The organism is Streptomyces sp. NBC_00076 (assembly GCF_045041235.1).
Classification (GTDB): Bacteria; Actinomycetota; Actinomycetes; order Streptomycetales; family Streptomycetaceae; genus Streptomyces.
Genome location: NZ_CP108242.1, coordinates 465,301 through 488,947, shown reverse-complemented (window position 1 = coordinate 488,947; position 23,647 = coordinate 465,301). Strand labels below are relative to the sequence as shown.

Genomic DNA, 23,647 nt, shown 5'->3' with positions numbered 1-23,647 from the left:
CTCCGTGATCAAGGTGTTGCGACGACCAGTTGAATTCGCCCTGACTGCCCGCATCCGAATGATGAATGAGCCCCGGCCCAGCAGGAGTTCCGGTGCGTGCACGTCGCCACAAGGCCATATCGACGGCGTCGAGGACGAGCTTGGCCCGCTTGCTGGTGGCCGCGGACCAGCCGACGACAGTCCGGGAGAAGACGTCCACGACGAACGCGACGTAGACGATCCCCGACCAGGTGGCCACGTAGGTGAAGTCGGCGACCCACCTCTCGTTCGGCCGGGATGCGGTGAAGTCGCGCCTGAGCAGGTCAGTCGCCCGCTCTGCCGTCAGCCGAGCGCTGCGGTTGCCAGTCAGTGATCGGCAGCCAGATCACTGCTGAGCCTTTGTGAACGCCCGGTATTCGCAGGCCGCATGAGTAGCGGCGGACTGGCAAACCATGGTGCTCGATGTGGCTTCCCAATGGAGAAGTCAAGCCGTGAGACATGGCTACAAAACCCCTTTGAGAGGATGCGTGATCTCTCCTAGGTTGGCCCGCGTGATGATCGAGGTGCCCTACCAGTCGCTTCCGGGTGACCAGTCGGACGTTCGCTACGCCCATGGCCCCGACTCGGCTGTCCAGCCTGGCGTGCCTGTCGGCAGGACAATCGAGTTCGGCTGGAACGAGAGTGCGATCTACCCGGGCACGTTCCGCAAGTTCTGGGTTCACGTGCCCGCCCAGTATGACCCCGCACAGCCGGCGTCGCTGATGGTGTTCCAGGACGGATGGTGGTATCTGGATCCCGAAGGAGAGGTCCGCGGCGCGATCGTCCTGGACAACCTCGTCCACCGCGGCGACATCCCGGTCACCATCGGCGTGTTCGTCGACCCCGGCGTCTTCCCCGACGCCGAGGACCCGAAGAACCGCAACACCGAGTACGACGCATTCGACGACCGGTACGTCAGTTTCCTCCTGGACGAAATCATCCCCGAGGTCACGCAGCGGTACACGATCGCCGAGGACCCTGACCGGTGGGGCATCTGCGGTGGCAGCAGCGGCGGCAACTGCGCCTTTACCGCAGCGTGGCTGCGCCCGGACAAGTTCCGCCGCGTCATCGGGTACCTGTCCAGCTTCACGCAGATGCCAGGCGGTAACCCGTACCCCGAACTGATCCCCGGCGTTCCCCGCAAGCCACTGCGCGTCTTCCTGCAAGCGGGCCATCGTGACCTGCGCTGGAACGAGCCCGAAGCGAACTGGCTCGCCAACAACTTGCGTGTCGCGGCCGCGCTCGCGGAAGCCGGATACGACTTCCGCCTCGTCCTGGGCGACGGCGGCCACAGCCCCAACCACGGTGGAGTCCTGCTCCCTGATGCCTTGCGCTGGTTGTGGCGGTCGGATGATCGCCCGGACCAGGACCTGTCCGGCGCATCATGTGACCGCCTTGCCCTTGCATCATTGTTCTGAGGAAGGGCGGGGCGATCTGACCAATGACGAGTGGGGCGACTTGCATCTCGTTTGCCCAACGCTGGTCGTCGGGGCGGTCGTTGGAGGGACCACCGCACCTTGACCAACGGGATACCGTTCCGTGCCGCACCGGCGCCCCCTGGCGAGATCTTCCAGCGCGCTTCGGATGCTGGAAGACGGTCCATGAGCGCCACCGCCGCTGGATGGCTGGCCTACGGCACCTGGGACCGAGTCCTGCAGGCCGTCCATTGCGAGGCCGACGCCGAAAGGCGGGATTGACTGGAGCATGGTCAGCGTGGACTCGACCTCGCTCCGAGCCCACCAACACGCGGCAGGGGCGCCGCGCAAAGCGCCGCGGACAACGAAGAGGCGATCATCTTCTCGCCAGCACCGACCCGACGAAGGACTTGGCCGGCGGGATGGGCGGCGCGGCCGCGGCCGGGGATCGGGGCGCGCGCGACTCTGGTCATCGGCGCGACCGGCACCACCGGCAGTCGCACCGCCGCGCAGCTGACGGCCGCCGGTCACCGTGTCAAAGCAGCAAGCCGTCACGCCACCGCGGTTCCCGGCGCTGAGCCGGTCCTCTTCGACTGGCACGACCCCGCCACGCACGCTGCCGCACTCGACGGAGTTGACCGTGTCTACCTCATACCGCCCCTGGGTGACCCCGACCCGGCGACGATCATGCTGCCGTTCCTCCGTCGGGCCCGCACCGCCGGCATGCGACGTGCGGTCCTGCTGAGCTCCTCGGCCATCTCCGAAGGCGGTCCGGCAGTGGGAACGGTGCACCAGGCCCTGCCCGATCTGTTCGAACAATGGGCGGTGCTGCGGCCCTCGTGGTTCATGCAGAACTTCACCGGCACGCACGCGCATGCTCTCAGCATCCGCGAGGACGGCATCGTATGGACTGCCACTGGGAGCGGTCGGATCGGCTTTGTAGACGCAGAGGACATCGCGGCCGTCGCCGTCCGCGCTCTGACCGACGAACACGCTCGCGACACCGATCTCGTCCTCACGGGACCGGAGGCGCTCAGCTACGACGACATCGCCACCATCATGACCGAGGTCACGGGTCGGCCCGTGGGTCACCGCCGTCTGTCCTACGAGCAGATGCGCGATCGCCTCACCGAAGTTGTCCCCGTGCAGTTCGCCTCCATGCTGGCCGGCATGGACCGTGCCATTGCCGAGGGGACGGAAGACCGCATAACCAACACCGTCCAGCGTCTCACCGGTCGGCCCGCGCGAACCTTCCGCGCTTTCCTCGAAAGGGAGATGCGGTGCAGCAGTTGAGGTCTCAGAACGATCAGCGATTCTGGTTCGAGACCAGGTGTGGTGGCCGTAGTCCCATGATGCCGTGGCGAGTTGTTGGTACCGATGGTCTCGCGCTTGGTGGTCAGGATGGCTGGACTTGGTCGAAGAGGGCGAGGGCTTCGGCGGGATCCGGGCTCACAAGGCGTTCCAGACCGGCCGTCGTGATCTTCGCCCACTTGCCGGCCCGTGCCCACATTTGTTCCTCGAAGGTGCGGACTGCCTCGTCAAGGTCTTCGGGGCCGGTGGCGACGGACTCGGCGAGTTCGGCGCCTTCCAGCATCGCGAGGTTCGCGCCCGCTCCCAACGGGGGCATCAGATGGGCGGCGTCGCCCAGTAGCGTCACCCCGAAGACGTGGGTCCAGGTGTGGGACACGGGCAGGACGTAGAAGGGGCGGTGGACGAAAGCGGTGCCGTGGCGGAGGAGGTCGAGGACGGGAGCGGCCCAGCCGTCGAACAGAGCCAGCAGGCCCGATCGCACGGCCTCGTCGTCGGCCAGGTCCAGGTTCGTGTGCCAGTCCAGCGGCGCGCGGAATTTGGTGTACACCTTGATGTGGCCGCCGCTGTTGCGCTGCGCGACGAGACTTCGGTTCACGCCATACACGGCCACGGAACCGTCGCCGATCAACCGGGCGAGGTCAGGATGGCGGGTGTCGACGTCGTCGAGGGAGGTCTCGATCGAGGTGACGCCGGTGTAGTGCGGCGTCACCGACGAGACTGCCGGGCGGACCCGGGACCAGGCGCCGTCCGCGCCGACCACGAGGTCGAACGTTTCCTGTCGCCCGTCCGCGAACTGGACCAGTACGCCATCTCCGGTCCCCGGCACCACCTGCGTCACGCCCCGCCCCCACTGGACGTCGAGAGGGCCGAGTAACAGGTCACGGAGTTGCCTGCGGTCGATCTCGGGATTGGCCCGGTCATCTGGACGCGGCCGCCAGTCACGCAGGACCGTCCCGTCCGTGTCCAGGATGCGCATGGCCTGCCCCTCGGAACGGGACAGCGCCTGGAACTCCGCCAGCAGCCCCGCCTTGTCCAGCGCGAGTTGGCCCAGCCCTTCGTGCAGGTCCAGCGTGCCGCCCGGGGGGCGGGCGTCGGGGGCGGGATCGCGTTCGAGGACGGCGACGGGGTGTCCATGGCGGTGCAGGACCCGGGCGAAGGTAAGGCCGGCAGGGCCGCTGCCGACCACGGCGATACGATGTCTCATGTTGATACACTGTATTTCCCCATTGCACTGCATCGCAACAGAACGGTGTGACCATGACTGTGTGGGACCGGCCGGAGCAGCCGGCTCGCCCCGTGCCGCTCGACCGGGAGCGGATCGTCGCCGCCGCCATCGCGCTGGCCGACGAGGGCGGGCTGGAGGCGGTGTCGTTGCGCAAGGTCGCCGCCCGGCTGAACGCGGGCCCGATGCGACTGTACGGATACATCTCCACCAAGCAGGAGCTGTTCGACCTCATGGTGGACGAGGTCCAGGCCGAGATTCTCCCCGAGGAGCAGCCCGGTGACTGGCGGGAGGGGCTGCGCGTCCTCGCCCACCGCACCAGGCAGGCCGCTCTCCGTCACGAATGGCTGGCCGACCTGCTCGGCGGCCGCCCGTCCCTGGGCCCGAACGGCCTCGCCGTGACCGAGGCCACGCTCGCTGCCCTCGACGGCCTCGCCGACATCGACACCGTCATGCGCGCCGTGGAGACTGTCAGCGCCTACTTCACTGGCGCGATCAGGCGCGAGATCGCGAACCTGCGGGCCGAGCGCGCAACGGGCCTGTCCAAGCGCGACTGGCAGCGCGCCTCCGGCCCGCATGTGACGAGGATGTTGGCCACGGGCCGCTTCCCGGCGCTGGCCAAGGCCGTGTACGACGGCACGGACGTGGACGCCGAGGCATCCTTCGCGACCGGCCTGGACTGGGTCCTCGATGCCGTGGCCGACAAACTCACCCGGCCGCCGGCGTGACGCTCCGCTCTTGCTGAATGGGCGCGAGGTCGGGGTCGGTGTCCACGGGCCGTGCGGGCTTGTGCCGCCACCACGTCACAACGTTGGAGCTGCCATTGGGGCGCCGGGAGACCGCGACGGCACCGGCTCGACCGGGCGCATCGCGTCGTCCAACTGGATCGGCGTACGCGGAGGCACCAGACGCCGGGCGAACAGAGCTGACAGCTCTGCCTGACTCAATCCAGCGACCTGGCCGACCTCCCAGACCTTCCGCACGGGCAGGCGTCACCACACCGGTACGTGCAGTCTTCCGGTGGCGGTCGGAGGTGCGTTGGGGGATGCCGCGATGTCACTCGGATGAGACAACTCCAAGTCTCTGGAGAACCATCCCACTTGGGTTCCGCAGCCCGGCCGGGCCGCAGATCAGGCGTCGGTACGGGAGTGCCGGGGCCGCCGACCCGGGCAGCCGGCAGCACCAGTGGCCCGTCGGCCGAGACCCCCTCCGGGCCGCCGAGCGCCAGCACGCCAGCCTCTCTGGCGGGAAGCTGACCGAGCCACCGCAGCCACCCGGCCGGCTGGCCGCGTCGTGTTCGACGCGCTGGCGACCGGGTTTGAGCAGCTCCACGCGAGTTTTTCGCCGGGCAAGCAGAACGAGTTGAAGGAGCGGCAATCGGCACTGGTCCTGCCGGACAACGAGGTTGGCGGGGCAGCGCCGAACAGGACAACGGTGGATCTGGAGGGAGGGACCGCGGTCGTCCGGATGCATCGACTCGGTCAAGTAGGAGCTTTGCGTGGGGCTCGCCCATGCTGTCGGCATGCCTTTTCCTGATGAGTCGGCTCCGGTGGCAGTGCTGGACTACCAGCCGCAATGGGCGGTGGACTTCGAGCAGTTGGCCAGGACACTGCGCGGCGCGCTCGGATACCATGCCCTCGCAGTCGATCACGTCGGGTCCACCGCTGTGCCAGGCCTTGCCGCCAAGGACTGTGTGGACGTCCAAGTGGTGGTCGACGCCATCGACGAGGATCGACAGACCGGACTCCTGGCCGCGGTCGGCTTCCGCTGCCGGCCGGAGCCCTGGAATCGTGCGGAGGTTTCGGGAGGGCAGCACTGCCCGAAGCTGGTGTTCGCCCCGCCGGTCGGAGCACGACGGTGCAACATCCACCTGCGGGAGGCGGGAGGGCCCAATGTCCGGTTCGCCCTCCTGTTCCGTGACTACTTGCGCGCGGATGAAGCCGCCCGCCAAGCGTGGGGGGCGTTCAAAAAGCGCCTGGCCCTCAGCGTGCCGGGCCTGCTCGACTATGGGCAGATCAAGGCCCCTGCCACACAAGTGCTGATGGCGGCGGCCGAGCGTTGGGCACTCGACAGCGATTGGAAGCCCGTTTCAAGCGGCTTCGGCGTGCGGCGTGTACTGGATCCAGCAGCGCCGCCCGAGCTCCCGTATCTCCTCCACGGATCCCGGGTCGCGGACATCGGACCAGGGCGTGCGGATCCATCCGGGCCCGGTCGTCCGGCAGTTGCGCCATGACCTCAACCGCGAGCTCCTCCACCACCACGCCGTACCGCATCCCGCACACCTCCGTGTGATCGACTCGGGCAGCAGCGTACGGCGGAACCGCCGATCGCGTTCCGGCCTGTGGATAACCCGTATTTCGCGGTGGTCGCCCCGACCACTGGAACCAGGCCATGGCCCTGACCACGGTCCGGCCATGCCGCGTCCAGTCCCGACCACGGCTGGTCAGCGTGCCCGGGAGCGTGTCCCGTGTCCTCCGCGGGGGTGAGCCGGCCGGGCTCAGCGGGTGGCGACCCTGTCGGGCGGCGAGCGGTTCCGTGCGGCCCTCGCCGCGCTGATGTCCGCCGAACCGGGCCCCGGCTCCTCATGCTGGACGAGCGACCAACGAAAGGTGCGCGGTGACGAGGTGAGCTCATGAACGGCCGTGTCCTCCAGAGGGCCGGGGCCCTGGCCCCTGGAGGACCGTCCGCGCGATGTGTCCCGTCTCCAGGGCGACGTGGAGGGCGCCGTCCGGGGCCACCGTCAGACCGTGCGGTTCACCGTGGCGGTCCGGAAGGTCGTACTCCTCGATGTGACCGTCGGGCGTGATCGAGCCGATCCGGCCGGCGCCCCACTCGGTGAACCAGCAGACGCCTCTGGCGGGATCGGCAGCGATCGCGTGGGGCCGGCACGCGCGGTCCGGGAGCGGGAACTCCCGGACCCGGCCCGCGGTGTCGATCCGGCCGATCTGCCCGGCGCCGATCTCCACGAACCACAGCGCCCCGTCCACGCCGAGCGTGATCCCCACCGGCGCCGCGTGCGTGGTGGGCAGCGGATGGACCGTGACGTCCCCGCCGAGCCCGATGCGCCCGACGGCGTCCGCCTGGTTCAGGGTGAACCACAGCGCCCGGTCCGGGCCCGCTGTGATGAATGACGGGAAGGCGCCCTCGACGGGCAACGGGAACTCGCTCACCTCGCCGTCGACCGTGATGCGGCCGATCCGGTCCGTGTGCATCTGCGTGAACCACAGCGCGCCGTCGTCACCCGCGGCGATGCCGAACGGGCCACTGCCCGGGACCGGTACGGCGAACGAGGCCGACCGCCCGTCCACCGTCATGCGTCCGATGCGGTGGTCCCGACTGCGCGTGAACCACAGGGCGCCGTCCGGACCCGTCGTGATGATCGAGGGCCCGCACGACGCGGAGTCGAGCGCATGCCGCTCGAGCCTGCCGGCGGGTGTCAGACGGGCGATGCTTCCGGCGTGGACCAGGGTGCACCACAGCGCCTCGTCCGGCCCGGTGGTGACGGCGTAGGGGCCGGACGCGACCGGGTCCGCGACGGACACCTGCTCGAACACGACGTCGGACCTGGACATGGTCGGCTCCTCGGGAACGGTGCGGGCGAACGTCTGGGCACTCGGGGCGGCTCAGACACTCACGGCCTGGGGCGCGGTCGTCGACAGGGGCAGATGCGCCCCCTCCCAGCGCTGCCGGAGCCGGCGGTCGTGACTGACGACGACCAGCGCGCCGTCGAAACCGCCCAGGGCCGCCTCGAGTTCCTCGACGAGCGCGGGGGAGAGGTGGTTGGTCGGCTCGTCGAGCAGCAGGACGTCCGTCGGCCGCGTCACGAGCCGGGCCAGGGCGAGCCGCTGGCGCTGCCCGGTGGACAAATCCCGTACCGGCACCGAGAGTTGCGCGGCGTCGAACAGGCCCAGGGACAGCAGAGGTTCGCGGTGCTCGTCGGCGTGGCCCGCGCGGTCCCGCGCGAACGCCGCGAGCAGCGTCTCCCCGGGCCGGCCGGGCGGCGGCTCCTGCGGCAGATATCCGACCCGGCCCCGGCGCGTCACCGAACCGGTGTCCGGGGTCAGCTCCCCGGCCAGGACCCGCAGCAGGGTGCTCTTGCCCGCCCCGTTCGGCCCCGTGACCAGCAGCCGTTCGCCGACCGCCAGCGTCAGATCCGTGCGGTCGAGTCGGCCGGTGACGCCGATTCCGGCCGCGTCGAGCACACGGCCCCGCACCCGGGCCGACCGCAGCGCGGGAGCGAAACGCAAGGGCTCCGGCGGGGGCGGCACCGGATCGTCGAGGAGCCGGCGCAGCCGCTCCTCCGCCTGGCGCACCCGGCCGGCCAGGGACTGCTGCACGCGTCCCGCCGCCCGGTCGTACGCCATCTTGTTGCCGTCCTTCATCGGCCGCCCCGGGGCCACCCGCCGGGCGGTCGTCGCGGCGGCCTCCCGCAGCCCGTCCACATCGGCCTGCCACCGGGTGTGCGCCTGGCCCCAGCGCTCACGCGCCGCCGCCTTCTCGGCGAGGTATCCGGCGTAGCCGTTGCCGTACCGCACGACGGTGCGGCGGTCGGCGTCCACCTCCAGCAGGCTCGTCGCCACCCGTTCCAGGAACATCCGGTCGTGGGAGACCGCCACCGTGGTGCCGCGCCGGGTGCGCAGATGCTCCTCCAGCCAGTGCAGAGCGTCCGCGTCAAGGTGGTTGGTCGGCTCGTCCAGCAGCAGCACCTCGGGGCCGGCCGCGAGGACTGCCGCGAGCCGCAGGCGTCCCTGCTCCCCGCCGGACAGGCCGTCCACGGTGCGGCCGCGGTCCAGCAGGCCGAGGCCCAGACCGTGCAGGGCGCGCTCCACCCGGGCGTCGGCCTCGTAGCCGCCGCGCAGTTCGAAGACCGTCAGCAGGTCCCCGTACTCGGCCAGGGCGCCCTCGTCGCCTTCGGCCATCGCGACCTCCAGGCTGCGCAAGCGCTCCTCGACGGCGCGCAGATCGCCCAGGGCCCGGTCGATCACGTCCTGGACGGTCGCATGCGACGGGAATTGTTCGTCCTGGGCGAGCCGGCCGACGCCGCCGTCGGCCTGGACGACGACCTCGCCCTGGTCGGGGCGTTCGTCCCCGGCGAGCAGGCGCAGCAGGGTGCTCTTTCCTGAGCCGTTCTCCCCGACGATCCCGGTGCGCTCACCCGAGCCGATCGAGCAGGTGACGGAGTCGAGGACGGTCCGTCCGTCGAAGGACTTGGTGACGGACCGGACGGTGATCTGTGTGGGCACGGGAGGACTCCGAAGCATTCGAGGACGAGGCGGCCGACAGGGGCCGGAGGGTCGGTCGAACATTTCGGAAGAGCATCGAGGACTCCACTAATGCGACGTCAGTTGCACTAAGATGCTGTCATGTCTCCACCGTCGAGAGCAAGCGGAACATCGGATATCGGCCATCCCGGTCCGCATGCCGTCGCACAGCCCCCTCTCCGCGCTTCACCCCCGGCCCAGCGGCCCGGGGGCCGCACCGCTCGCAACCGTGCCCGGGTGCTCGACGCGGTCCGTGCCGAACTCGTCGAGCACGGCTACGACGCGCTCACCGTCGACGCCGTCGCGGACCGAGCGGGCGTCCACCGCACCACGGTGTACCGGCGCTGGCGCGATGTCGGCGGACTGCTCGCCGACGTCCTCGACGCCGGGACGCACGACGCCTGGCAGCCCCCGGACACCGGCACCCTGTACGGCGATCTGGCGGCCCTGAACCACGAGATCCAGACGGCGCTCACGGAGCGTCCGTCGGTCACCACGGCCCTGATCGCCGCCTCGTTCCGCTCCGAGCAGGCGGCCCACGCCCTGCGTCAGTTCTGGGAGGACCGCTACGCGCGCTGCGACGTCACCGTGGAGCGGGCCGAGGCGCGCGGGGACGTCCCCCCGCACACCGCCGCGCGCGCGGTGCTCGTCGCCTCCACCGGCCCGCTCTATCACCAACTGGTCCTGCTGCGGGCCGCGCCCGACCCGCTCCTGCCCGACCGGGCGGCCCGCGCCGCCGCGTCCGCCGCGGCGGACGGCGTCTTCACGCCGAGCCCACAGCCCCCGACTCCATGAACTCCTGGGACTCCTGAGATTCCTGGGACTCCACGGACAGGGCGGGCCGGGCGTCCGGGCGGACGCTCCCTGCCCACTCGGTGATCCCGGTGATCCCGGCGAACAGATCGTTCTCCGGCAGCCGCGTCGTCACCAGCGACCGGGCGAGCGTGTAGTCCTCGGTGGGCCACACCTCCTGCTGCACCGGCGTGGGCTGCCGCAACTGTGCTCATCACCGCAGTGGTTATCCACACGGTCGGGGAGCTGTGGCACTCCGCTGCCGGATTTGAGGTGTCCTTCGCCCTCGCTCCACGGCACGCAACGGGCCAATTCCTGGGCGTCTTCGGCCTCGGCGCCGGACTGGCCGAGGCCCTCGGGCCAGGCCTGCTCATCGCACTCTGCATCACCTGGGGCCGCCCCGGGTGGTTTGTCGTGGGGGCCATGTTCGCGCTGGCGGGCCTGGCAGCACCACTCGCTGTCCGCTGGGCGCAGAACCACCAGAGCGCTCGGCAGGCACACTTCCAAGTCGCCGAAAGCGCATCCGCCGCCTGAGTTGCCCACCCGCTGCCCTGCTGTCCGACGGCGCCGATCCCGTTTCCCCTCGGCCTGATCATCCGCTGTTGCCCCATTGATGGAGACGACTCGGGCACCGACGTCTCCATCAATCGGAGGCACCGCTGGTCAAGCCAGCCGTGATGCCTCGGGTCGACTGAGACGGGACAACGGCTGGGCATGGCACATTCTGGTGGATCCGGACGGCAATGAGTTCTGCGTTATCGCCCCGCCCGACGCCTGACGGACGGGGCCATGACACGGCCGGACCACACCGCGGCCCGCGCCATCTTGCGGCTACCGTGTTGCGGTGGCCAGTGCCGCGCGGATGGCGTCCTCGCCGACCGGTTGGCCCTTCTCGTTCGAGAACGGCCCGTACGGGGTCCCCCACGCCGGCGTGCCCGTCGCCTGCCGCCAGCTATCGGCCAGCGGTCCCGCGTCCACGACGCTGTACCCGATGGATTCGATGAATTCGGTCGCCGCCGCCTTCGCCGCCGCGGAATCCCCGGCGATCGGCAGGTACGAGCGGTCGGCCGCCCCCGCCGGGCGGGTGAGTGACAGCAGGTGCTTGAAGAAGATGTTGTTGAACGCTTTCACGAGCATGGCGTCCGGGATGTACCGCAGCAGTAGTTCGCTCGAGGTGAGCGCCATGCTGTCGAGCTCGGGGATGTGCCCGTCACGCTCGGGGCCGAAGTTGCACGTGTCGATGACCGTCTTCCCGGCCAGTGGCACGGCGGGCAATTCGGGGAACGCCTTGACCGGCACCGTGACCACGACGATGTCACCGGCTGCCGCGGCCTCCCCGCTCGTCGCCGCGGACGCCCGCGGCCCCAGTTCTGCGGCCGTGTCCGCGAGCGTTTCGGGACCGCGCGAGTTGCTGAGCATGACCTGGTGCCCGGCCTCGATGGCGAGCCGCGCGATGGTACTGCCGATGTGTCCGCTTCCGATGAATCCCACAGTCGACATATTCTCAGCGTCCTTCCAGAAGAGCCGAACTCTTGTCATTTGCCGGACTCGTTGCGATTCGGGTCCCTGCCGTCAACTGGCGGAGAAGTAATGGCCGTTGTCCAAATCGGCGAGCAGGCTGGGCTGAGCGGGTTCCCAGCCGAGGGTCCGGCGAGTGATGAGGTTGGACGCCGGGTAATTCTGCGTGACTATGTTCGCGAGGAACCCAAAGTATCCCGGCACCATCAGTACGTCCGTGGGAACGCTTACGGCGGGCAGGCCCAGACGGCTGCCAATGGCCTCGGCGATCTCGCGGAACGGGATGCCCCCGTCGCCGACCGCGTGCCAGTATTTGCCAGCCGACCCCTTCTCCAGCGCCAAGCGGAACAAGGAGGCGACATCGCGGACGTGCACGGCGTTCCACAGGTTCGCGCCGTCTCCGGGGTAGCCGATGAAACCCTTCTCCTTCGCGAGCGCGATCAGCGTGGGGAGGAAGCCGGCGCGATCGGTCGTGCTGTGTGCGATGTTGGCAATCCGCACGACCGAAGACCGCACTCCCCGCTCGGCGAGGCCGACCACGGCGGTTTCCACGACGTTGCGAACCCGCAGGGTGCCCTTGTACTCATCGCCGCCGGGAAGGGCCGGGTCCTCCTCGGTGGCCGGTCGGCCCAGGTTCCCTGGCGAGCCTATGCTCCCCGCCGCGACCAGCGGCTTTCCGGTTCCCGCGAGTGCCTCGCCGTACGCGAGCATGATCGGGAGCTCCGCGGCGGCCACGGCGTCGAGCCCGCCGGAGGGAAGCAGGTCCTGCCTGTGCGCGACGTGGATGACGCCGTCGGAGTCCGCGGCCGCCTCCTTGAGCCCGTCGAGATCCTGGAGGTCGCCGCGACGCACCTTCGCGCCGAGCGCGGACACCGCCGCCGCGGCGGTCTCCGACCGGGCCAGGCCGGTGACCTCGTGCCCGGCGGCGATGAGCTCGGGGATGATGTACGAACCGGAATGGCCGGTCCCGCCAGTGACGAAAACGCGCATGCTGCTGTCCTTGTGAGGATGGGTGGGGGGCTCTTCTGGTGCCGTAGATCGACTGGAGTGATGTGGCGCGAGAAGTGGTGGTACGGGGGCGCTCAGCTGAGAAGGGTGATGCCTAGGGAGAAGTCGGTGTGCTTGACGGAGTGGGTAATGAGGCCCAGTTCCAGCAGGCCGATGTTCTCCAGTGCCCGCGCCATTCGCAGCTCCCCGGTGTCCATCGGGCGCAGCCCCAGGCTCTCGATGAACGCCGACACGCGCGCCTTTGCCTGCGCGTCGTCGCCGGCGATGAACACGTCCAATGGGCGACCCTCGGCTGGGCCGGCCGCCAGAACATGGGAGAACAGGGTGTTGAACGCCTTGACGACATGCGCGCCGACGGGGGCTGCCTTGGCGATCTCCTGCGCGCCGGAACTGCCGTCAGGGGTGACAAGGCCCTGGAGATCGGGGGCGACGGGGTTGGTGATGTCGATGATGACCTTGCCGTGTAGTGCGTCCCCGTACTCGCTCACCACCGCCGCCGCGTCGGCGTACGACACGGCGAGGATAACGATGTCCCGGCCGGGGCGGCGCCGGCCGTCCCGACAGTGGCGCCGCCGAGCGCGGCGGCCATTCCTTGGCCTTGGCCGGGTCGCGGCCGATGATCTCGCCATGTTCCCCAGGCCGATAATGCTGATGCTGCTCATTGGTGTGCCTGCTTTCTGGAGCTGGATAGGACGCCATGCCCACCCCGTCGTTGTTAACGGTTGCGTCGTCGACGTCGTCGACGTCGTCGAATGACGCGATGGGCGGCGATCAATTCCAGATGTGCTCATTCTGGGCCTGGGTCCTGCTATCAAGTTCCGATATCGAATTCTTGTGCCGAATTCGCTTCGGCCCCAATAGGTACCTATTCAGGTTGCCATTGGCCTGAGTGGGTGTCCAAGACCTCTTTTAGCCGTGGTGATACCCTGAAGGCATCACCGGACGGGAGGCGCCATGGATCTGGACCTGCGTAAACTGCGTTACTTCGCCGCCGTGGCCGACCAGTTGCACTTCGGCCGCGCCGCCGATGAGCTGCATATCGCGCAGCCGGTGCTCAGCCGGCAGATCCGCGCGCTGGAGCAGGATCTCGGCGCCTCGCTGTTCACCAGGGATCGCCACGGCGTAGCGCTGACCGACGCGGGCCGGCAACTGCTGGCCGACGCCGGTCCGCTGCTCGCCTCCGCGCACGCGGTCCGCCGCCGGGTGTCCGCGGCCGCCCGCGGCAGCCGGCGGCTGGTGGTCGGTTTCCGGGCCGGCATCCCGGTCATCCCGGCGGCGCGCGCGTTCGAGGCCCGGCATCCGGACGTGGTCGTGGACGTGCAGCGGATCGAAGGGGACGACCAGGCCCCGATGCTGCTCGACGGCCGCATCGACGTCGCCTATGTGCGGCTGCCCATCGACGAGGCCGGCCTGCGCGTCACCCCGCTGTACACCGAGCCGCGGGTGGCGGTGCTGCCCGCCGGCCACCGGCTGGCCGGCAAGGAGGAGGTCACCGAGGCCGACCTGGCCGGCGAACCGCTGCTCTGGCATGCCGACCCGAGCACCCAGCCCACCAGGCGCCCGCACCCCAACGCCGGGTACCTGGTGCGCGGAGTGGACGAGACGCTCGAGCATGTCGCGGCCGGCCGGGGCATCTCGTTCCTGGCCCGTTCGGCGACCGTGTTCTACTCACATCCGGACATCAGCTACGTACCCATGCCGGACCTGGCGCCCGACCAGGTGTGCCTCGCCGTTGCGGCATCGCGCACTTCGCCAGTGGTCGATGACTTCGTCACCGCGGCTCAGGCGACGGCCGAGATCACGGCAGAATGCGGGAACTATGAAATGTGGCAGCTTGCAAGCGATGCCGTTTCACAGAACGGTTGAGCAGCCCGGCTGACAACGACACCGCCAACAGGGGCCACGCGGCCACAGCAATGGGAGCATTGCTCTGTCCGCGTCGAGCAGGTTCTCGTCTTCCACGGCCTTGTGCTGCTCTGTGTCTGCCGGGGGAGCCGCCGCGTCGGGAGAGCCCTGGCGTGCTACCCGGCGTTGTTCGGCGGCCCGGATGGATTCCCGTAAGCGCTCCACTTCGCGCAGGCCGGCGGCGGCGCGCGCGGCCTTGCCGCCAGGGCTGACGGTCTTGCGCTGGCCTTTGGACCTCCTGTCCTTCGGCCCGCCGTGGTCCCCGCTCGTCAACACACGTCTGGAGGAACCGCCCTGCGGCCTTCCGCCGCAGGTCAAGTCCACACGCTACCCAGGCCATGTCCAAGCAGGACAGGTTCGGCAGCAGCCGGGACCCGGTCGGGGCGCGCTGTATCCGCGTCAACTCCCGTACCCCTGCGTTCCTCTCCTCCACACCGAGCCAGCGAGAAGAAGGAGGCCCCACCACGCAACAGGGGGAGACAGGGAACAGCGGGGGTGTGTGGTGGAGGTTGCCCCGCTGGTGGTGTCGTTGTTGGCGTTCGGAGTATCAAGGTTGGCGCCAGTTGCGCCAGTTGCGCCAGTTGCGGCTTTCGCGGCACGCCAACGCGCTCCCCGTAGTCGTGGACCTGTTCCGGGAACGTCACGGCGTGCGCCTGTCGCGGGCGGACCGGCTCTCCAGCTGCTTGAAGACGCCCCCGGAGTATCCGTCACATGGGAAGCGAGAGCAGACGCACTCTTCCGGTCGGCCAGCGCACTCCATGGTGCAAGGGCGTCCACATGGTCCGTAGTGGCATGGTCACGGGTCCGGCAGGTTGCCGGACTTGGACATCTTGGTCCAGCACTCGCCATCCGAGTCGTTGGTAGAGAGGCACGAGGGCAGGTCGGCAGAAGAGAAGTCCGTGCTGCGGCCCCATGGTTCGGGCATGTTGCAGTGCTGCCGTCATGGCCAGCCGCGCGAACCCGTTCCCCCGTAGATCCGAGGCAACGGCTACTCCGCCGACGCCCACGACCTCGGTGCTGAAACGGCCGATCACTATGGGCAGGCGCAGCAGACCGGTATGTGCGACAAGTCGGCCGCCCAACCTGACGCCGAAGTGGTCCTCCTTGGGCAGCCAGGTCAAGCCGGTGTCCGCCACACCGAACGGGTCGGTGCTGTCGCCGAGGATTTCCCTCTGTTCGGCCGGCGTGTAGTGCGTGAGTCGTTCCACGGTCGCTGATTCGGGAGGCAGGTGGTCCGTCATCTCGGCGTGATCCTTCTTGAGTCGCGGGGCCGGCTAATGCACGGGAAGCGGCTGGTTGAAGCGCTCGGGCATGTTCCGAAGTGCTGGGTGCAGTCGGGAGAGACAGTGGTCAGTCGCCGCCGGGAGGGCGCGGATGCTCCATGTGAGAGAGCCACGCCGTCAACAGTGTTTCGAGTGCCGAGGCCTCCGTGGGCGTCAGGAGATCCAGGAGACGTCGCTCGTTGTGCATGTGGTGGGTGAATGCTCGATCGATGAGTTCCAGTCCGGGGCTGGTGAGAGCGACGATCCGGCCCCGCTGATCGTCGTCGGAACGGCGGCGGGTGACGAGTCCGGCGCGCTCCAGGCGATCGATTCTTTTCGTCATTGCGCCGGTGGTGACCATGGTGTGCGCGGCGAGTTCGCCAGGTGCCCGTTCATACGGCTCGCCCGCGCGCCTCAGGGCGCACAGGACGTCGAATTCCCCCTCGCTCAGGCCGTAGCTGCCGTAGGCGAGGCGGAGTTCTTCGCCGAGGCGGTCTGCCAGACGGTGCAGTCGGCCGATCACTCCTTGTGGCGTGATGTCGACGTCGGGTCGTTCGCGGCGCCACTCGTCCTGGATGCGGGCTACACGGTCCATCGGGTGCCGGTTTTCCATGACTTCCATATTAGCTTCCTGAGAAGCTATATTGCCTTCCATGGAAGCTAATGCGCGTTGGGTGGCGCTGACCGCGGTGGCGCCGGTGGCCTGGGGGGCCAACTACTTCGTCACCCGTGAGTTCCTTCCGGTGGATCGCCCGTTGTACGGGGCTGCCCTGCGGGCGCTGCCCGCCGGCCTCGCCCTGCTGGCCTTCCGCAGGCGGCGGCCTCGCGGTGCGTGGTGGTGGCGATCCGCCGTACTGGGCCTGGTCAACGTGAGCTTGTTCTTCGTTCTTGTCTACGCCTCCTCCCAGTTGCTGCCTACGAGCGTCGCCTCGACTGTCATGGCGGTGTCTCCGCTGACGATGATGTTCATTGCGTGGCCTCTGGTGGCCGAGCGGCCCCGCGCCGCACACCTGGTCGGGGCCGTGATCGGGCTCGTCGGCGTATGTCTCATGCTGCTCACGGGTGCAGTCGCGACAAGCGTGCCGGGAATCCTTGCCTCGGCGGCAGCCGTGCTCGTGTCGTCCTTCGGTCACATCTTGGCCAAGCGGTGGAGCGGCGCCGCCGACATGATCGCCACGACCGCCTGGCAGCTCACCGCCGGGGGTTTGTTCCTGCTGCCGGTTGCCGCAGTTGTAGAGGGCACTCCGCCCGCGCTCTCCGCACCCACGCTCCTCGCCTTCGGCTACGTCGCCCTGGTTGCCACCGCGCTGGCCTTCACCGTCTGGTTCACCGGACTGCGACACCTGCCCGCAGGCACCGTGGGGCTGATCGGGCTCCTCAACCCCGTCACGGGCGTACTGTTCGGCACGGTGCTCGCCGGGGAAGTACTGACGATCCAGCAACTGTGCGGACTGGCTTTGGTCCTGGCGGGCGTTACCCTCGGCCGGCCCACGCGTGCCGGCCGACATCTCGGTGATCAGGCATCCGATCACCTTGAATCCGAGCTAGGAACAAACAGCCGAATTGCCTCATCGGATCCGGGCGCGTCGTCGGACGTAGGGGCGAGGCGCGTTCCTGCTCCGAGATCGTGCCCGCCGTTGTTGCCCGTGGCTAGATGTGCGCGTGCGGTGCCGGCGAAGGCGGAGTGCGACGGGAAAGAGCGGTAACGCAAAACCTGTACCTGCTGTACCGATGGCATGAGCGTTCTCCGTGCAAGCTACTCGCGGGCGGCCTGGGACGGGTCCCATGAGGACCACGAATCGCGGTTCGCCGCGTGGCCCGTTCCATGTTCCCTACCGTCCACATCGTCCCCTTATGCGTGCGCGATGCTGTGCACCGAAGGGACAACTCTCCCTCCCGCAACCGTTCTTGAGTCCTTCACGGTGTGTGAACCGGTGCGGGGTGCGGTGCGCACTCGCCGTACGGGAGTGAGTTGCCCCAACTTGAAGTTCCAGGTCAAAACGGCTGGCGTGACGGTCTCCCGGGGTTCTCACGCTGGTCGGAGGTCGCGGCCTCCGGAGTAGATCAACTGTCAGCGGTTTACTTCAGGATTCGTCAGGACGAGGACGAGCAGGGCGAGTCGTCGTCAGACGTCACGCTCACTTCAGTAGTGAGCGGATTTCTGCCGGAGGTCCGCCGACGCCAGTAGCGGGCCTGTTCTTCCGCCCGGGACCGGTTTCGATGTTCTGCCCGTTCTGTTCTTCAGAGCCGGTGACCTGGCACCGCCGGTGTCAGGACCAGGCGATCTCGCCATGGCGGTCGATGAAGCGTTCGGTGCCGGCGTCGGGCTCCCTCGGTGGCGAGGGCGACGATCGCGTCCGTGCCCTCGGTGAGGGTCTGGGAGCCGCTGTGACCGTTGAGGTCGGTCGCGGTGTAGCCGGGGTCGGCGGCGTTGACGCGAATGCTCTTGAGCCCTTTGGCGTACTGCGTGGTCAACATCGTCTACGCCGCCTTCGAGGAGGCGTACAGCGGCGCGACGACGTGCGACTCGGACCGGCCGGGGTCGTGGGTGAAGGCGAGGGAGCCCATGCTGACGTTGATGATCACGGGGTCGTCCGAGCGGCGCAGCAGCGGCAAGAACGCGGTGGTGGTGCGGACGACGCCGATGACGTTGACGTCGAGGACGGCGCGGGCGGCGGCGGTGAGGTCGCCGGGATCACCGAAGGGCCCCTGTACCCCCGCGTTGTTGATCAGGACGTCGATCCTGCCCTCGCGGTCGGCGACGTCCGCGGCGGCCACGGACGCGTCGTCGGTCACGTCGATGGGGCCAAGAACAAGGTCGAGCTGTGCTTCACGCCGACGAACGCGTCGTGGGCGAACCCGATCGAGGCGGACTTCGGGCCGCTGCGGCAGTTCACCCTCGCCAACTCCCACCACCCCAACCAACCCGTCCAGACACGCGAGTTGCACCGCTGTCTGCGCCGACACAACCAGAACGCCCAGCACCCGACGTCCTGGCCGCCCCACGGCGTGAACGCGCCCGCGTCCGCAGCGAGAAAGGCATCCGGTTCGGCGGCCGCCCCATCGCCGCAGCGGCCTGACTGCCCTTTCCGGATCCCAGGACACCATCCAGGTCACGGACGCGTGGCCACCAGCAGGTCAACCACGTAGGTCTCTTCCACCACCTCGTCGGGGAAGAACTCGCGCAGTCGCCTGCGCTCCCCGGAGAGAAAGGCACGCTTGTCGTCGTCGGCAAGCACAAGGAACGCCGAACGGCTGCTGATATTGGCAAGGTGCGTGTCGAGGGAGACCACACGGCTCCACCGCACCTGACGGCGCGCGACCCGGAGCCCCGACAGGCCCGCGAGCCGGATGGCGTCGCTGTCGTCGGGACGCACCCGAGAAGTCGGCTTCACTCCGCAGTGGTGCGCGATCCGGTGGTGTTGCTCTCGGATCCAGGGCACGTCGAAGGCGGTGGTGTTCCACCAGATCACCAGCGCACCGCCCGGCAGCAGGACCCGCAGTGCCTCCGGGACCGAGCGGGTGGTGTCGGTCCACTGCCAGGACTGTGCGTAGGTGATGAGGTCGTGGGAGGCGTCCGCGAGGGGGAGTGCGTTGCCGTCACCTCTGATGATCGGCACATCTGGCAGCACGGTGTGGAACTTGGCGGCCATGGCGTCGCCCGGCTCAACGCCGATCACGTCAGCCCCGCGCTCACGCAGCAGATAGGTGGCGATTCCCGTGCCCGCGCCGATATCGGCGACGCGGGCACCGGCGAGGGAACGGCTCGTGAGCTGTTCGATGCAGTCGAAGAGAGCGGGAGGATACGAAGGCCGGCCGGCCGCGTACTGGTCAGCCGCCGCGTTGAACGAGTGGGCGCGTGAGCTGGTGGTCATCGCCACATCATCCCCCTGCCCCGCTGACTGCCCGCCCCGGTGATCATTTCCGGTCACGGCACCAGCCACTCCCGAAGCGGCCTGGCCGTCGACCACGAATCGCGTCCCGACATCACTCCGCTCGGACGGACCCTGCGACCGCGCAGGCAGCAACTCCTCCTGACCGTCACCGATCAAGAGGAGCCCGGCGGCCTTCGGCGGCCGGGCAATGCCTTCCGCAGGGCCACGGCACGCGCACGTCGCACGTCCCATGGGGCTTCGTGCAATTCCGGGTCAGGCATGCGAAACCCGTCGTCCTCGAACCGGGGGACGACATGAACATGCACGTGGTGAAGCACCTGACCCGGGATGTGGTTGTTCTGCGTGACGGTGCTTCCGACAGCCCCGTAGGCGTCCTTCACCGCGGAGGTCACTCTCGCTGTGACCTCGAAGATCTCATGCAGGAGATCGACGGGGACATCATGTAAGCCGGTCACGTGAGACACCGGCAGGACAAGGGCGTGACCGGGGTTGTTCTGCCGTTGCTTGAGCGCGGGGACGACGAAGACGTTCTTTGAGCGGTAGGCGACCAGTTCCTCATCGATCCCATCCCGCCCGATCCTGCAAAAGGCGCAGTCACTCACCCTCAAGACCTCCGAAGTCACCTCACGCCGGGCCCTGTCCAGCCGGAACGACGAGTCTGGCAGACCACCGCCCAGGTGGACATAGCCTTTCCCAGAGCTCATGCACCGCGGCAGCCTCCTCCGGCCTGACCACAGACCTGGCCACTCAGCGTGGACCGATGATGAGCTCGTCGCAGCAGTCCGCGAATTCGCTGAAGCCAACACGTTGCCCCAACCGGCCCCGGTTCGAGGCCGCGATCGAGATCGCGGCAGCCGTCCGTTATCCCCTGCCACCGCTGCTGAGCAGGCTCTCAGAGGGCTGATCATCGCAGTCAGGCGCCGTGGCTCGATGCGGCGCGACACCACGATGCGGCCGGGCGGGCGCACTTCATGCAGGCCGACCTGGGTCTGGTGGCCGAGACCAGAGCGTTGATCGACAATATCCGGTCGGCCCATGCGAAAAACGACGCCCTGGTGCTGTGCTCTCGGTGGGGGAGGAGAGGTCCGTTGGGGGACCTGCACTTTGCACGGGAGTACGACGGCCAACGGGCGCTCGCGTAGGGAGGACGGCTCAACTACCTGCTCGGCGTCGGCTTCGCGGACAGTCGACCGGAAATGACGGTGCGGTACGTACTGCTCAATCCGGGAACCGTCAGCACCAGCTTCTCCGGGCAGTACACCCCCGACGTCATGACACAGATCGAAGCCAGACGCCGATCCGCCCAGTCGGTCGAGGAAGCCATAGCGCCGATCCTCAAGTTGCTGGCGCCCCGCCCGCTGATACACGACTGAGCGGCCGCCGCGCCGCGCCTGATACACGGGAGAAACCCTCCGGAGGGCCGCTGCGTCCAGGCTCAATGCCAGGCGGGACAGCGGGCTGCTGTCCCCCGCACCAGCCCGCCGGAGCGATGGACGGCGGCAGACGCAAGGGGAGCCACTCATGCACATGTCGACAGGCCGAAGGACAGCCGCCGCCCTGACGACGGGGATCGCGCTGACCGCGGCCCTCGTAACACCCTTATCGGCGCAGGCCGTCGTGGGTGGCACCGAGTCCACCCGGGCCTACTCGTTCATGGGCTCGTTCCAGCCGTCCTACCCCGCCCCGCCGCGCCCGGACAAGCACGGCTGTGGGGTGGAGGTTCTCGCGCCGCAATGGGTCCTGACCGCCAGCCACTGCGCCGGCCGGAACCCGACCAACGCGAAGACAGGTGTCCCGCGTGGCTGGAAGGTCCGGGTCGGGTCGCTGGACACCACCTCCGGCGGCGAGGTCGCCGAGGTCGACCACTACTACCGGCTGGCGACCAGTCGCGATGAGGGAGGGTTCTGGGGCCGCGACCTCGCGTTGATGCACCTGCGGACTCCGGTGCGGGCCAAGCCGGTGCGGATCGCCTCGACCACACCGCCGGACAACACTCCCGTCCGCATCATGGGCTGGGGCATGACCTGCGACGACTTCGACAACGCGGCGTGTTTCCCCACGCGGCTGCGGGAGGCCGACACCGTGGTGCAGCCGGTCTCGACATGTCCGTCAGCCGCGCCCGGCGGCGAGTTGTGCATCGGTAGCCCCGACGGCAGCGTCGCCGCGTCGAACATGGACTCCGGTGGGCCTGCGCTGGTCCGCGAGGGCGGTCAGTGGGCCGTGGCCGGTGTGGTCAGCGGCCCCGACGAAAGCGGCAAGACGCTGTACTCCGATGTCACCAGGCACGCCGACTGGATCAACGGCATCATCACGGGCAGCAACGTGCCCCTCGATGATCCGATCCCGGACATGGAAGGCTCGGCGGACCTGAGCGGCTGTGCGGGCTCAGTGGTCCACACAGCCGCCGCCCGGCCCCAGGACCCGGCGCTGTTGCTGACCAACGGCCATTGTGTGCAAGAACAGTGGCCCGCGCCCGGAACGGCGACAGTGGACCAGCCTGCCGACCGCGAGGTGCCTGTCGCCGACCGTCAGGGCTATCCCCGAACCACCGCCCGTGCGAAACAGCTGGTGTACGCGACGATGACCGGCACCGACATCGCGCTCTACCGCCTGGACAAGACCTACGCGCAGTTGAAGGCCGAAGGCGCGAAAGTCTTTCAGCTCACCTCCACCCCCGTGCGCGCAGGCGACCCACTGACCGTGGCGTCCGTCGGTACCCGCTACCACTGCACCGCCGAGGCCGTGGTCCCACACCTGCGGGAGGGCGGCTACCAGCTGAACAACTCGATCCGCTACACCACCGGCGACGACTGCGCCCCCTCGCACGGCGACTCCGGTTCGGCGCTGCTGGCCCCTGACGGCACCACGGTCGTGGGTATCCACAACACCCACAACGACGACGGCGAGCAATGCACCGACAACAACCCCTGCGAAGTGGGCCCGAACGGGGAAGTAACCTCCAAGAAGGGTCGTAGCTACGGCCAGCAGGTTTACGTGATCACGAACTGCCTGGCCAAGGGATCGAAACTGGACCTGTCCCGCCAGGGCTGCACCCTCACCGGTGCCACGCCCCGTCCCGACCGCCACGACAGCCTCCCCGGTGACCGGGACCGGCACAGCAGTCGCCAGACCCGCGAACCCTGACCCGATCAGCGTCACCGGCGAACTCGGCCCTGGCGTAGGCGCGGTGGAGGCAGGATTCGGCAGGGCGGGACACCCCGTCGCATGATGGACCTCCAGCACCTACGTCCGATGGGGAGAGATGTCGGTTCCAGTGGCCGGGGGACCCGCCCTGGTGCCCGTGGCGATCCTGCTCGTGGAGGACGACGAAGTGATCCGCAGATCGGTCACCTTGGCGCTGGAGCGCTACGGCTACCGTGTCACCTCCGCCGGTGACGGCCTGACCGGACTCGAACTGTTCCGGGAAGGTGGCCACGACCTACTGCTGCTGGACGTGATGCTGCCCGCCCTCGACGGCATCGGGCTGTGCCGCCGAGTCAGGGAGACCAGCATGGACCCGATCCTGATGATGTCCGCGCGCGGTGACGCCCTGGACGTGGTCTCCGGCCTGGAGGCGGGTGCCGACGACTACGTGGTCAAACCCGTCGACACCGCCGTGCTGGTGGCCCGGATCCGCGCGCTGCTGCGGCGGGCGACCTTCAACCCCGCCGCCCCGGCCATGCCACACCACCCCCCGACCGAACCGATGGGCGGTGCGGCGCCGCCGGAGGATTCCGGTCGCCCGGGCGAACGCGCCCCGCTGGTTTTCGGCGACCTGACCATCGACACCGCCGGTCTCGACGTGTTCCTGGCGGGCGAACCGGTTGCGCTGGCCCCCACCGAGCTGCGGCTCCTGCTGGAGTTCGCCGCGAACCCCGGCGTCGTTCTGGACCGGCACATGCTGCTGCGCAACGTGTGGGACTACGGCTGGGACGGCGACAGCCGCGTGGTCGACCTGTGCGTCCAGCGGCTGCGCAGGAAGATCGGAGCCGAGCGGATCCAGACCGTCCGCGGCTTCGGCTACAAGTTGCGGCGCTGA

Annotated in this window: 23 protein-coding genes and 5 pseudogenes; 14 read left to right on the top strand and 14 right to left on the bottom strand. The window is 68.8% G+C overall.

Features of this window, described 5'->3' with window-relative positions:
* Positions 1–40: 40 nt before the first annotated feature.
* A pseudogene (locus OHA64_RS02445) lies at positions 41–301 on the bottom strand (DDE-type integrase/transposase/recombinase); the annotation flags it as partial.
* Between the two features lie 232 nt (positions 302–533).
* Between OHA64_RS02445 and OHA64_RS02440 the strand changes: the two are divergent.
* The 3 genes and pseudogenes from OHA64_RS02440 to OHA64_RS02430 all read left to right on the top strand — a co-directional run bounded on the left by OHA64_RS02440 (position 534) and on the right by OHA64_RS02430 (position 2,726).
* A complete protein-coding gene (locus OHA64_RS02440) occupies positions 534–1,436 on the top strand; it encodes an alpha/beta hydrolase (RefSeq protein ID WP_405623823.1) in 903 nt (300 codons plus the stop codon).
* A pseudogene (locus OHA64_RS02435) lies at positions 1,420–1,860 on the top strand (IS5 family transposase); the annotation flags it as partial. The gene OHA64_RS02440 and the pseudogene OHA64_RS02435, both read left to right, overlap by 17 nt.
* A 20-nt stretch (positions 1,861–1,880) precedes the next feature.
* Positions 1,881–2,726: an NAD(P)H-binding protein gene (locus tag OHA64_RS02430; RefSeq protein WP_405623822.1), complete on the top strand. Its 846-nt coding sequence runs from the start codon at positions 1,881–1,883 to the stop codon at positions 2,724–2,726.
* 103 nt (positions 2,727–2,829) lie between these two features.
* Here OHA64_RS02430 and OHA64_RS02425 read toward each other — a convergent pair whose 3' ends face one another.
* Positions 2,830–3,948 (bottom strand): FAD-dependent oxidoreductase, encoded by a 1,119-nt coding sequence (locus OHA64_RS02425; protein ID WP_405607086.1) that lies wholly within the window; start codon positions 3,946–3,948, stop codon positions 2,830–2,832.
* 53 nt (positions 3,949–4,001) lie between these two features.
* Here OHA64_RS02425 and OHA64_RS02420 point away from each other — a divergent pair, with 53 nt between their 5' ends.
* The 3 genes and pseudogenes from OHA64_RS02420 (at position 4,002) to OHA64_RS02410 (ending at position 6,199) form a co-directional block, all read left to right on the top strand.
* Positions 4,002–4,694: a TetR/AcrR family transcriptional regulator gene (locus tag OHA64_RS02420; protein WP_405607083.1), complete on the top strand. Its 693-nt coding sequence runs from the start codon at positions 4,002–4,004 to the stop codon at positions 4,692–4,694.
* Positions 4,695–5,274: 580 nt separating this feature from the next.
* Positions 5,275–5,502: pseudogene (locus tag OHA64_RS02415) on the top strand (DUF6191 domain-containing protein); the annotation flags it as partial.
* A complete protein-coding gene (locus OHA64_RS02410; protein WP_405607080.1) occupies positions 5,465–6,199 on the top strand; it encodes a GrpB family protein in 735 nt (244 codons plus the stop codon). The pseudogene OHA64_RS02415 and the gene OHA64_RS02410, both read left to right, overlap by 38 nt.
* A 397-nt stretch (positions 6,200–6,596) precedes the next feature.
* Here OHA64_RS02410 and OHA64_RS02405 read toward each other — a convergent pair whose 3' ends face one another.
* Positions 6,597–7,538 carry a virginiamycin B lyase gene (locus OHA64_RS02405; RefSeq protein WP_405607077.1) on the bottom strand — a complete coding sequence of 314 codons (942 nt, stop codon included), beginning with the start codon at positions 7,536–7,538 and terminating at the stop codon, positions 6,597–6,599.
* Between the two features lie 51 nt (positions 7,539–7,589).
* A complete protein-coding gene (gene abc-f / locus OHA64_RS02400; RefSeq protein ID WP_405607074.1) occupies positions 7,590–9,227 on the bottom strand; it encodes a ribosomal protection-like ABC-F family protein in 1,638 nt (545 codons plus the stop codon).
* 237 nt (positions 9,228–9,464) lie between these two features.
* Here abc-f and OHA64_RS02395 point away from each other — a divergent pair, with 237 nt between their 5' ends.
* The gene (locus OHA64_RS02395; RefSeq protein ID WP_405607071.1) at positions 9,465–10,022 is read left to right on the top strand and encodes a TetR/AcrR family transcriptional regulator; all 558 of its coding nucleotides are present in this window, start codon (positions 9,465–9,467) and stop codon (positions 10,020–10,022) included.
* Positions 10,023–10,113: 91 nt separating this feature from the next.
* Here OHA64_RS02395 and OHA64_RS02390 read toward each other — a convergent pair.
* Positions 10,114–10,221: pseudogene (locus OHA64_RS02390) on the bottom strand (mycothiol conjugate amidase Mca); the annotation flags it as partial.
* A gap of 20 nt (positions 10,222–10,241) precedes the next feature.
* Between OHA64_RS02390 and OHA64_RS02385 the strand changes: the two are divergent.
* Entirely contained in the window at positions 10,242–10,553 is a 312-nt protein-coding gene (locus OHA64_RS02385; protein WP_405607068.1) for a hypothetical protein, read from the top strand.
* Between the two features lie 297 nt (positions 10,554–10,850).
* Here the strand turns inward: OHA64_RS02385 and OHA64_RS02380 are convergent, their stop codons facing one another.
* From OHA64_RS02380 to OHA64_RS02370, 3 genes are all read right to left on the bottom strand, one after another.
* Positions 10,851–11,510: an NADPH-dependent F420 reductase gene (locus OHA64_RS02380; RefSeq protein WP_405623821.1), complete on the bottom strand. Its 660-nt coding sequence runs from the start codon at positions 11,508–11,510 to the stop codon at positions 10,851–10,853.
* Positions 11,511–11,591: 81 nt separating this feature from the next.
* Complete coding sequence (locus OHA64_RS02375) at positions 11,592–12,527, bottom strand: SDR family oxidoreductase (protein ID WP_405607065.1); 936 nt, start codon at positions 12,525–12,527, stop codon at positions 11,592–11,594.
* Positions 12,528–12,619: 92 nt separating this feature from the next.
* Positions 12,620–13,207 (bottom strand): NADPH-dependent F420 reductase, encoded by a 588-nt coding sequence (locus tag OHA64_RS02370; RefSeq protein ID WP_405607062.1) that lies wholly within the window; start codon positions 13,205–13,207, stop codon positions 12,620–12,622.
* A 292-nt stretch (positions 13,208–13,499) separates the two neighbouring features.
* On the opposite strand from OHA64_RS02370, the gene OHA64_RS02365 reads away from it, so the two are divergent.
* Positions 13,500–14,411 (top strand): LysR family transcriptional regulator, encoded by a 912-nt coding sequence (locus OHA64_RS02365; RefSeq protein ID WP_405607059.1) that lies wholly within the window; start codon positions 13,500–13,502, stop codon positions 14,409–14,411.
* A 746-nt stretch (positions 14,412–15,157) separates the two neighbouring features.
* Here OHA64_RS02365 and OHA64_RS02360 read toward each other — a convergent pair.
* Positions 15,158–15,691: a GNAT family N-acetyltransferase gene (locus OHA64_RS02360; RefSeq protein ID WP_405607056.1), complete on the bottom strand. Its 534-nt coding sequence runs from the start codon at positions 15,689–15,691 to the stop codon at positions 15,158–15,160.
* Positions 15,692–15,800: 109 nt separating this feature from the next.
* Positions 15,801–16,367 (bottom strand): MarR family winged helix-turn-helix transcriptional regulator, encoded by a 567-nt coding sequence (locus OHA64_RS02355; RefSeq protein WP_405607053.1) that lies wholly within the window; start codon positions 16,365–16,367, stop codon positions 15,801–15,803.
* Between OHA64_RS02355 and OHA64_RS02350 the strand changes: the two genes are divergently transcribed.
* Positions 16,366–17,418: a DMT family transporter gene (locus OHA64_RS02350; RefSeq protein WP_405623820.1), complete on the top strand. Its 1,053-nt coding sequence runs from the start codon at positions 16,366–16,368 to the stop codon at positions 17,416–17,418. The two genes, OHA64_RS02355 and OHA64_RS02350, sit on opposite strands and share 2 nt — an antisense overlap.
* A gap of 535 nt (positions 17,419–17,953) precedes the next feature.
* Here OHA64_RS02350 and OHA64_RS02345 read toward each other — a convergent pair.
* Together OHA64_RS02345 and OHA64_RS02340 are read right to left on the bottom strand one after the other, a co-directional pair.
* Positions 17,954–18,190 (bottom strand): hypothetical protein, encoded by a 237-nt coding sequence (locus tag OHA64_RS02345; protein WP_405607050.1) that lies wholly within the window; start codon positions 18,188–18,190, stop codon positions 17,954–17,956.
* A gap of 3 nt (positions 18,191–18,193) precedes the next feature.
* On the bottom strand, positions 18,194–18,508 hold the full coding sequence (locus OHA64_RS02340) for an SDR family NAD(P)-dependent oxidoreductase (RefSeq protein ID WP_405607047.1): 315 nt from the start codon (positions 18,506–18,508) through the stop codon (positions 18,194–18,196).
* Here OHA64_RS02340 and OHA64_RS02335 point away from each other — a divergent pair.
* Positions 18,502–18,792, top strand: a pseudogene (locus OHA64_RS02335) (IS630 family transposase); the annotation flags it as partial. The gene OHA64_RS02340 and the pseudogene OHA64_RS02335 sit on opposite strands and share 7 nt — an antisense overlap.
* A 33-nt stretch (positions 18,793–18,825) precedes the next feature.
* On the opposite strand, the gene OHA64_RS02330 reads toward OHA64_RS02335, so the two are convergent.
* On the bottom strand, positions 18,826–19,587 hold the full coding sequence (locus tag OHA64_RS02330) for a class I SAM-dependent methyltransferase (protein ID WP_405607044.1): 762 nt from the start codon (positions 19,585–19,587) through the stop codon (positions 18,826–18,828).
* 173 nt (positions 19,588–19,760) lie between these two features.
* Complete coding sequence (locus OHA64_RS02325) at positions 19,761–20,312, bottom strand: HIT family protein (protein ID WP_405607041.1); 552 nt, start codon at positions 20,310–20,312, stop codon at positions 19,761–19,763.
* Between the two features lie 492 nt (positions 20,313–20,804).
* Between OHA64_RS02325 and OHA64_RS02320 the strand changes: the two genes are divergently transcribed.
* The 3 genes from OHA64_RS02320 (at position 20,805) to cseB (ending at position 23,647) form a co-directional block, all read left to right on the top strand.
* Entirely contained in the window at positions 20,805–20,981 is a 177-nt protein-coding gene (locus OHA64_RS02320) for a hypothetical protein (protein ID WP_405607038.1), read from the top strand.
* A gap of 148 nt (positions 20,982–21,129) precedes the next feature.
* Positions 21,130–22,752, top strand: coding sequence for a trypsin-like serine protease (locus OHA64_RS02315; RefSeq protein ID WP_405607035.1), 1,623 nt, complete (start codon positions 21,130–21,132; stop codon positions 22,750–22,752).
* A gap of 118 nt (positions 22,753–22,870) precedes the next feature.
* Positions 22,871–23,647 (top strand): two-component system response regulator CseB, encoded by a 777-nt coding sequence (cseB, locus tag OHA64_RS02310; RefSeq protein ID WP_405607032.1) that lies wholly within the window; start codon positions 22,871–22,873, stop codon positions 23,645–23,647.

Bases quoted from the DNA above. Each gene is read 5' to 3' on its own strand.
- OHA64_RS02345 (WP_405607050.1), bottom strand. From the start codon at position 18,190: ATGTTGACCACGCAGTACGCCAAAGGGCTCAAGAGCATTCGCGTCAAC.
- OHA64_RS02360 (WP_405607056.1), bottom strand. From the start codon at position 15,691: ATGACGGACCACCTGCCTCCCGAATCAGCGACCGTGGAACGACTCACG.
- OHA64_RS02370 (WP_405607062.1), bottom strand. From the start codon at position 13,207: ATGAGCAGCATCAGCATTATCGGCCTGGGGAACATGGCGAGATCATCG.
- OHA64_RS02320 (WP_405607038.1), top strand. From the start codon at position 20,805: ATGACGGTGCGGTACGTACTGCTCAATCCGGGAACCGTCAGCACCAGC.
- OHA64_RS02330 (WP_405607044.1), bottom strand. From the start codon at position 19,587: ATGACCACCAGCTCACGCGCCCACTCGTTCAACGCGGCGGCTGACCAG.
- OHA64_RS02325 (WP_405607041.1), bottom strand. From the start codon at position 20,312: ATGAGCTCTGGGAAAGGCTATGTCCACCTGGGCGGTGGTCTGCCAGAC.
- OHA64_RS02355 (WP_405607053.1), bottom strand. From the start codon at position 16,367: ATGGAAGGCAATATAGCTTCTCAGGAAGCTAATATGGAAGTCATGGAA.
- OHA64_RS02375 (WP_405607065.1), bottom strand. From the start codon at position 12,527: ATGCGCGTTTTCGTCACTGGCGGGACCGGCCATTCCGGTTCGTACATC.
- OHA64_RS02420 (WP_405607083.1), top strand. From the start codon at position 4,002: ATGACTGTGTGGGACCGGCCGGAGCAGCCGGCTCGCCCCGTGCCGCTC.
- OHA64_RS02350 (WP_405623820.1), top strand. From the start codon at position 16,366: ATGGAAGCTAATGCGCGTTGGGTGGCGCTGACCGCGGTGGCGCCGGTG.
- OHA64_RS02405 (WP_405607077.1), bottom strand. From the start codon at position 7,538: ATGTCCAGGTCCGACGTCGTGTTCGAGCAGGTGTCCGTCGCGGACCCG.
- OHA64_RS02365 (WP_405607059.1), top strand. From the start codon at position 13,500: ATGGATCTGGACCTGCGTAAACTGCGTTACTTCGCCGCCGTGGCCGAC.
- OHA64_RS02440 (WP_405623823.1), top strand. From the start codon at position 534: ATGATCGAGGTGCCCTACCAGTCGCTTCCGGGTGACCAGTCGGACGTT.
- cseB (WP_405607032.1), top strand. From the start codon at position 22,871: ATGTCGGTTCCAGTGGCCGGGGGACCCGCCCTGGTGCCCGTGGCGATC.
- abc-f (WP_405607074.1), bottom strand. From the start codon at position 9,227: ATGCTTCGGAGTCCTCCCGTGCCCACACAGATCACCGTCCGGTCCGTC.
- OHA64_RS02315 (WP_405607035.1), top strand. From the start codon at position 21,130: ATGCACATGTCGACAGGCCGAAGGACAGCCGCCGCCCTGACGACGGGG.
- OHA64_RS02425 (WP_405607086.1), bottom strand. From the start codon at position 3,948: ATGAGACATCGTATCGCCGTGGTCGGCAGCGGCCCTGCCGGCCTTACC.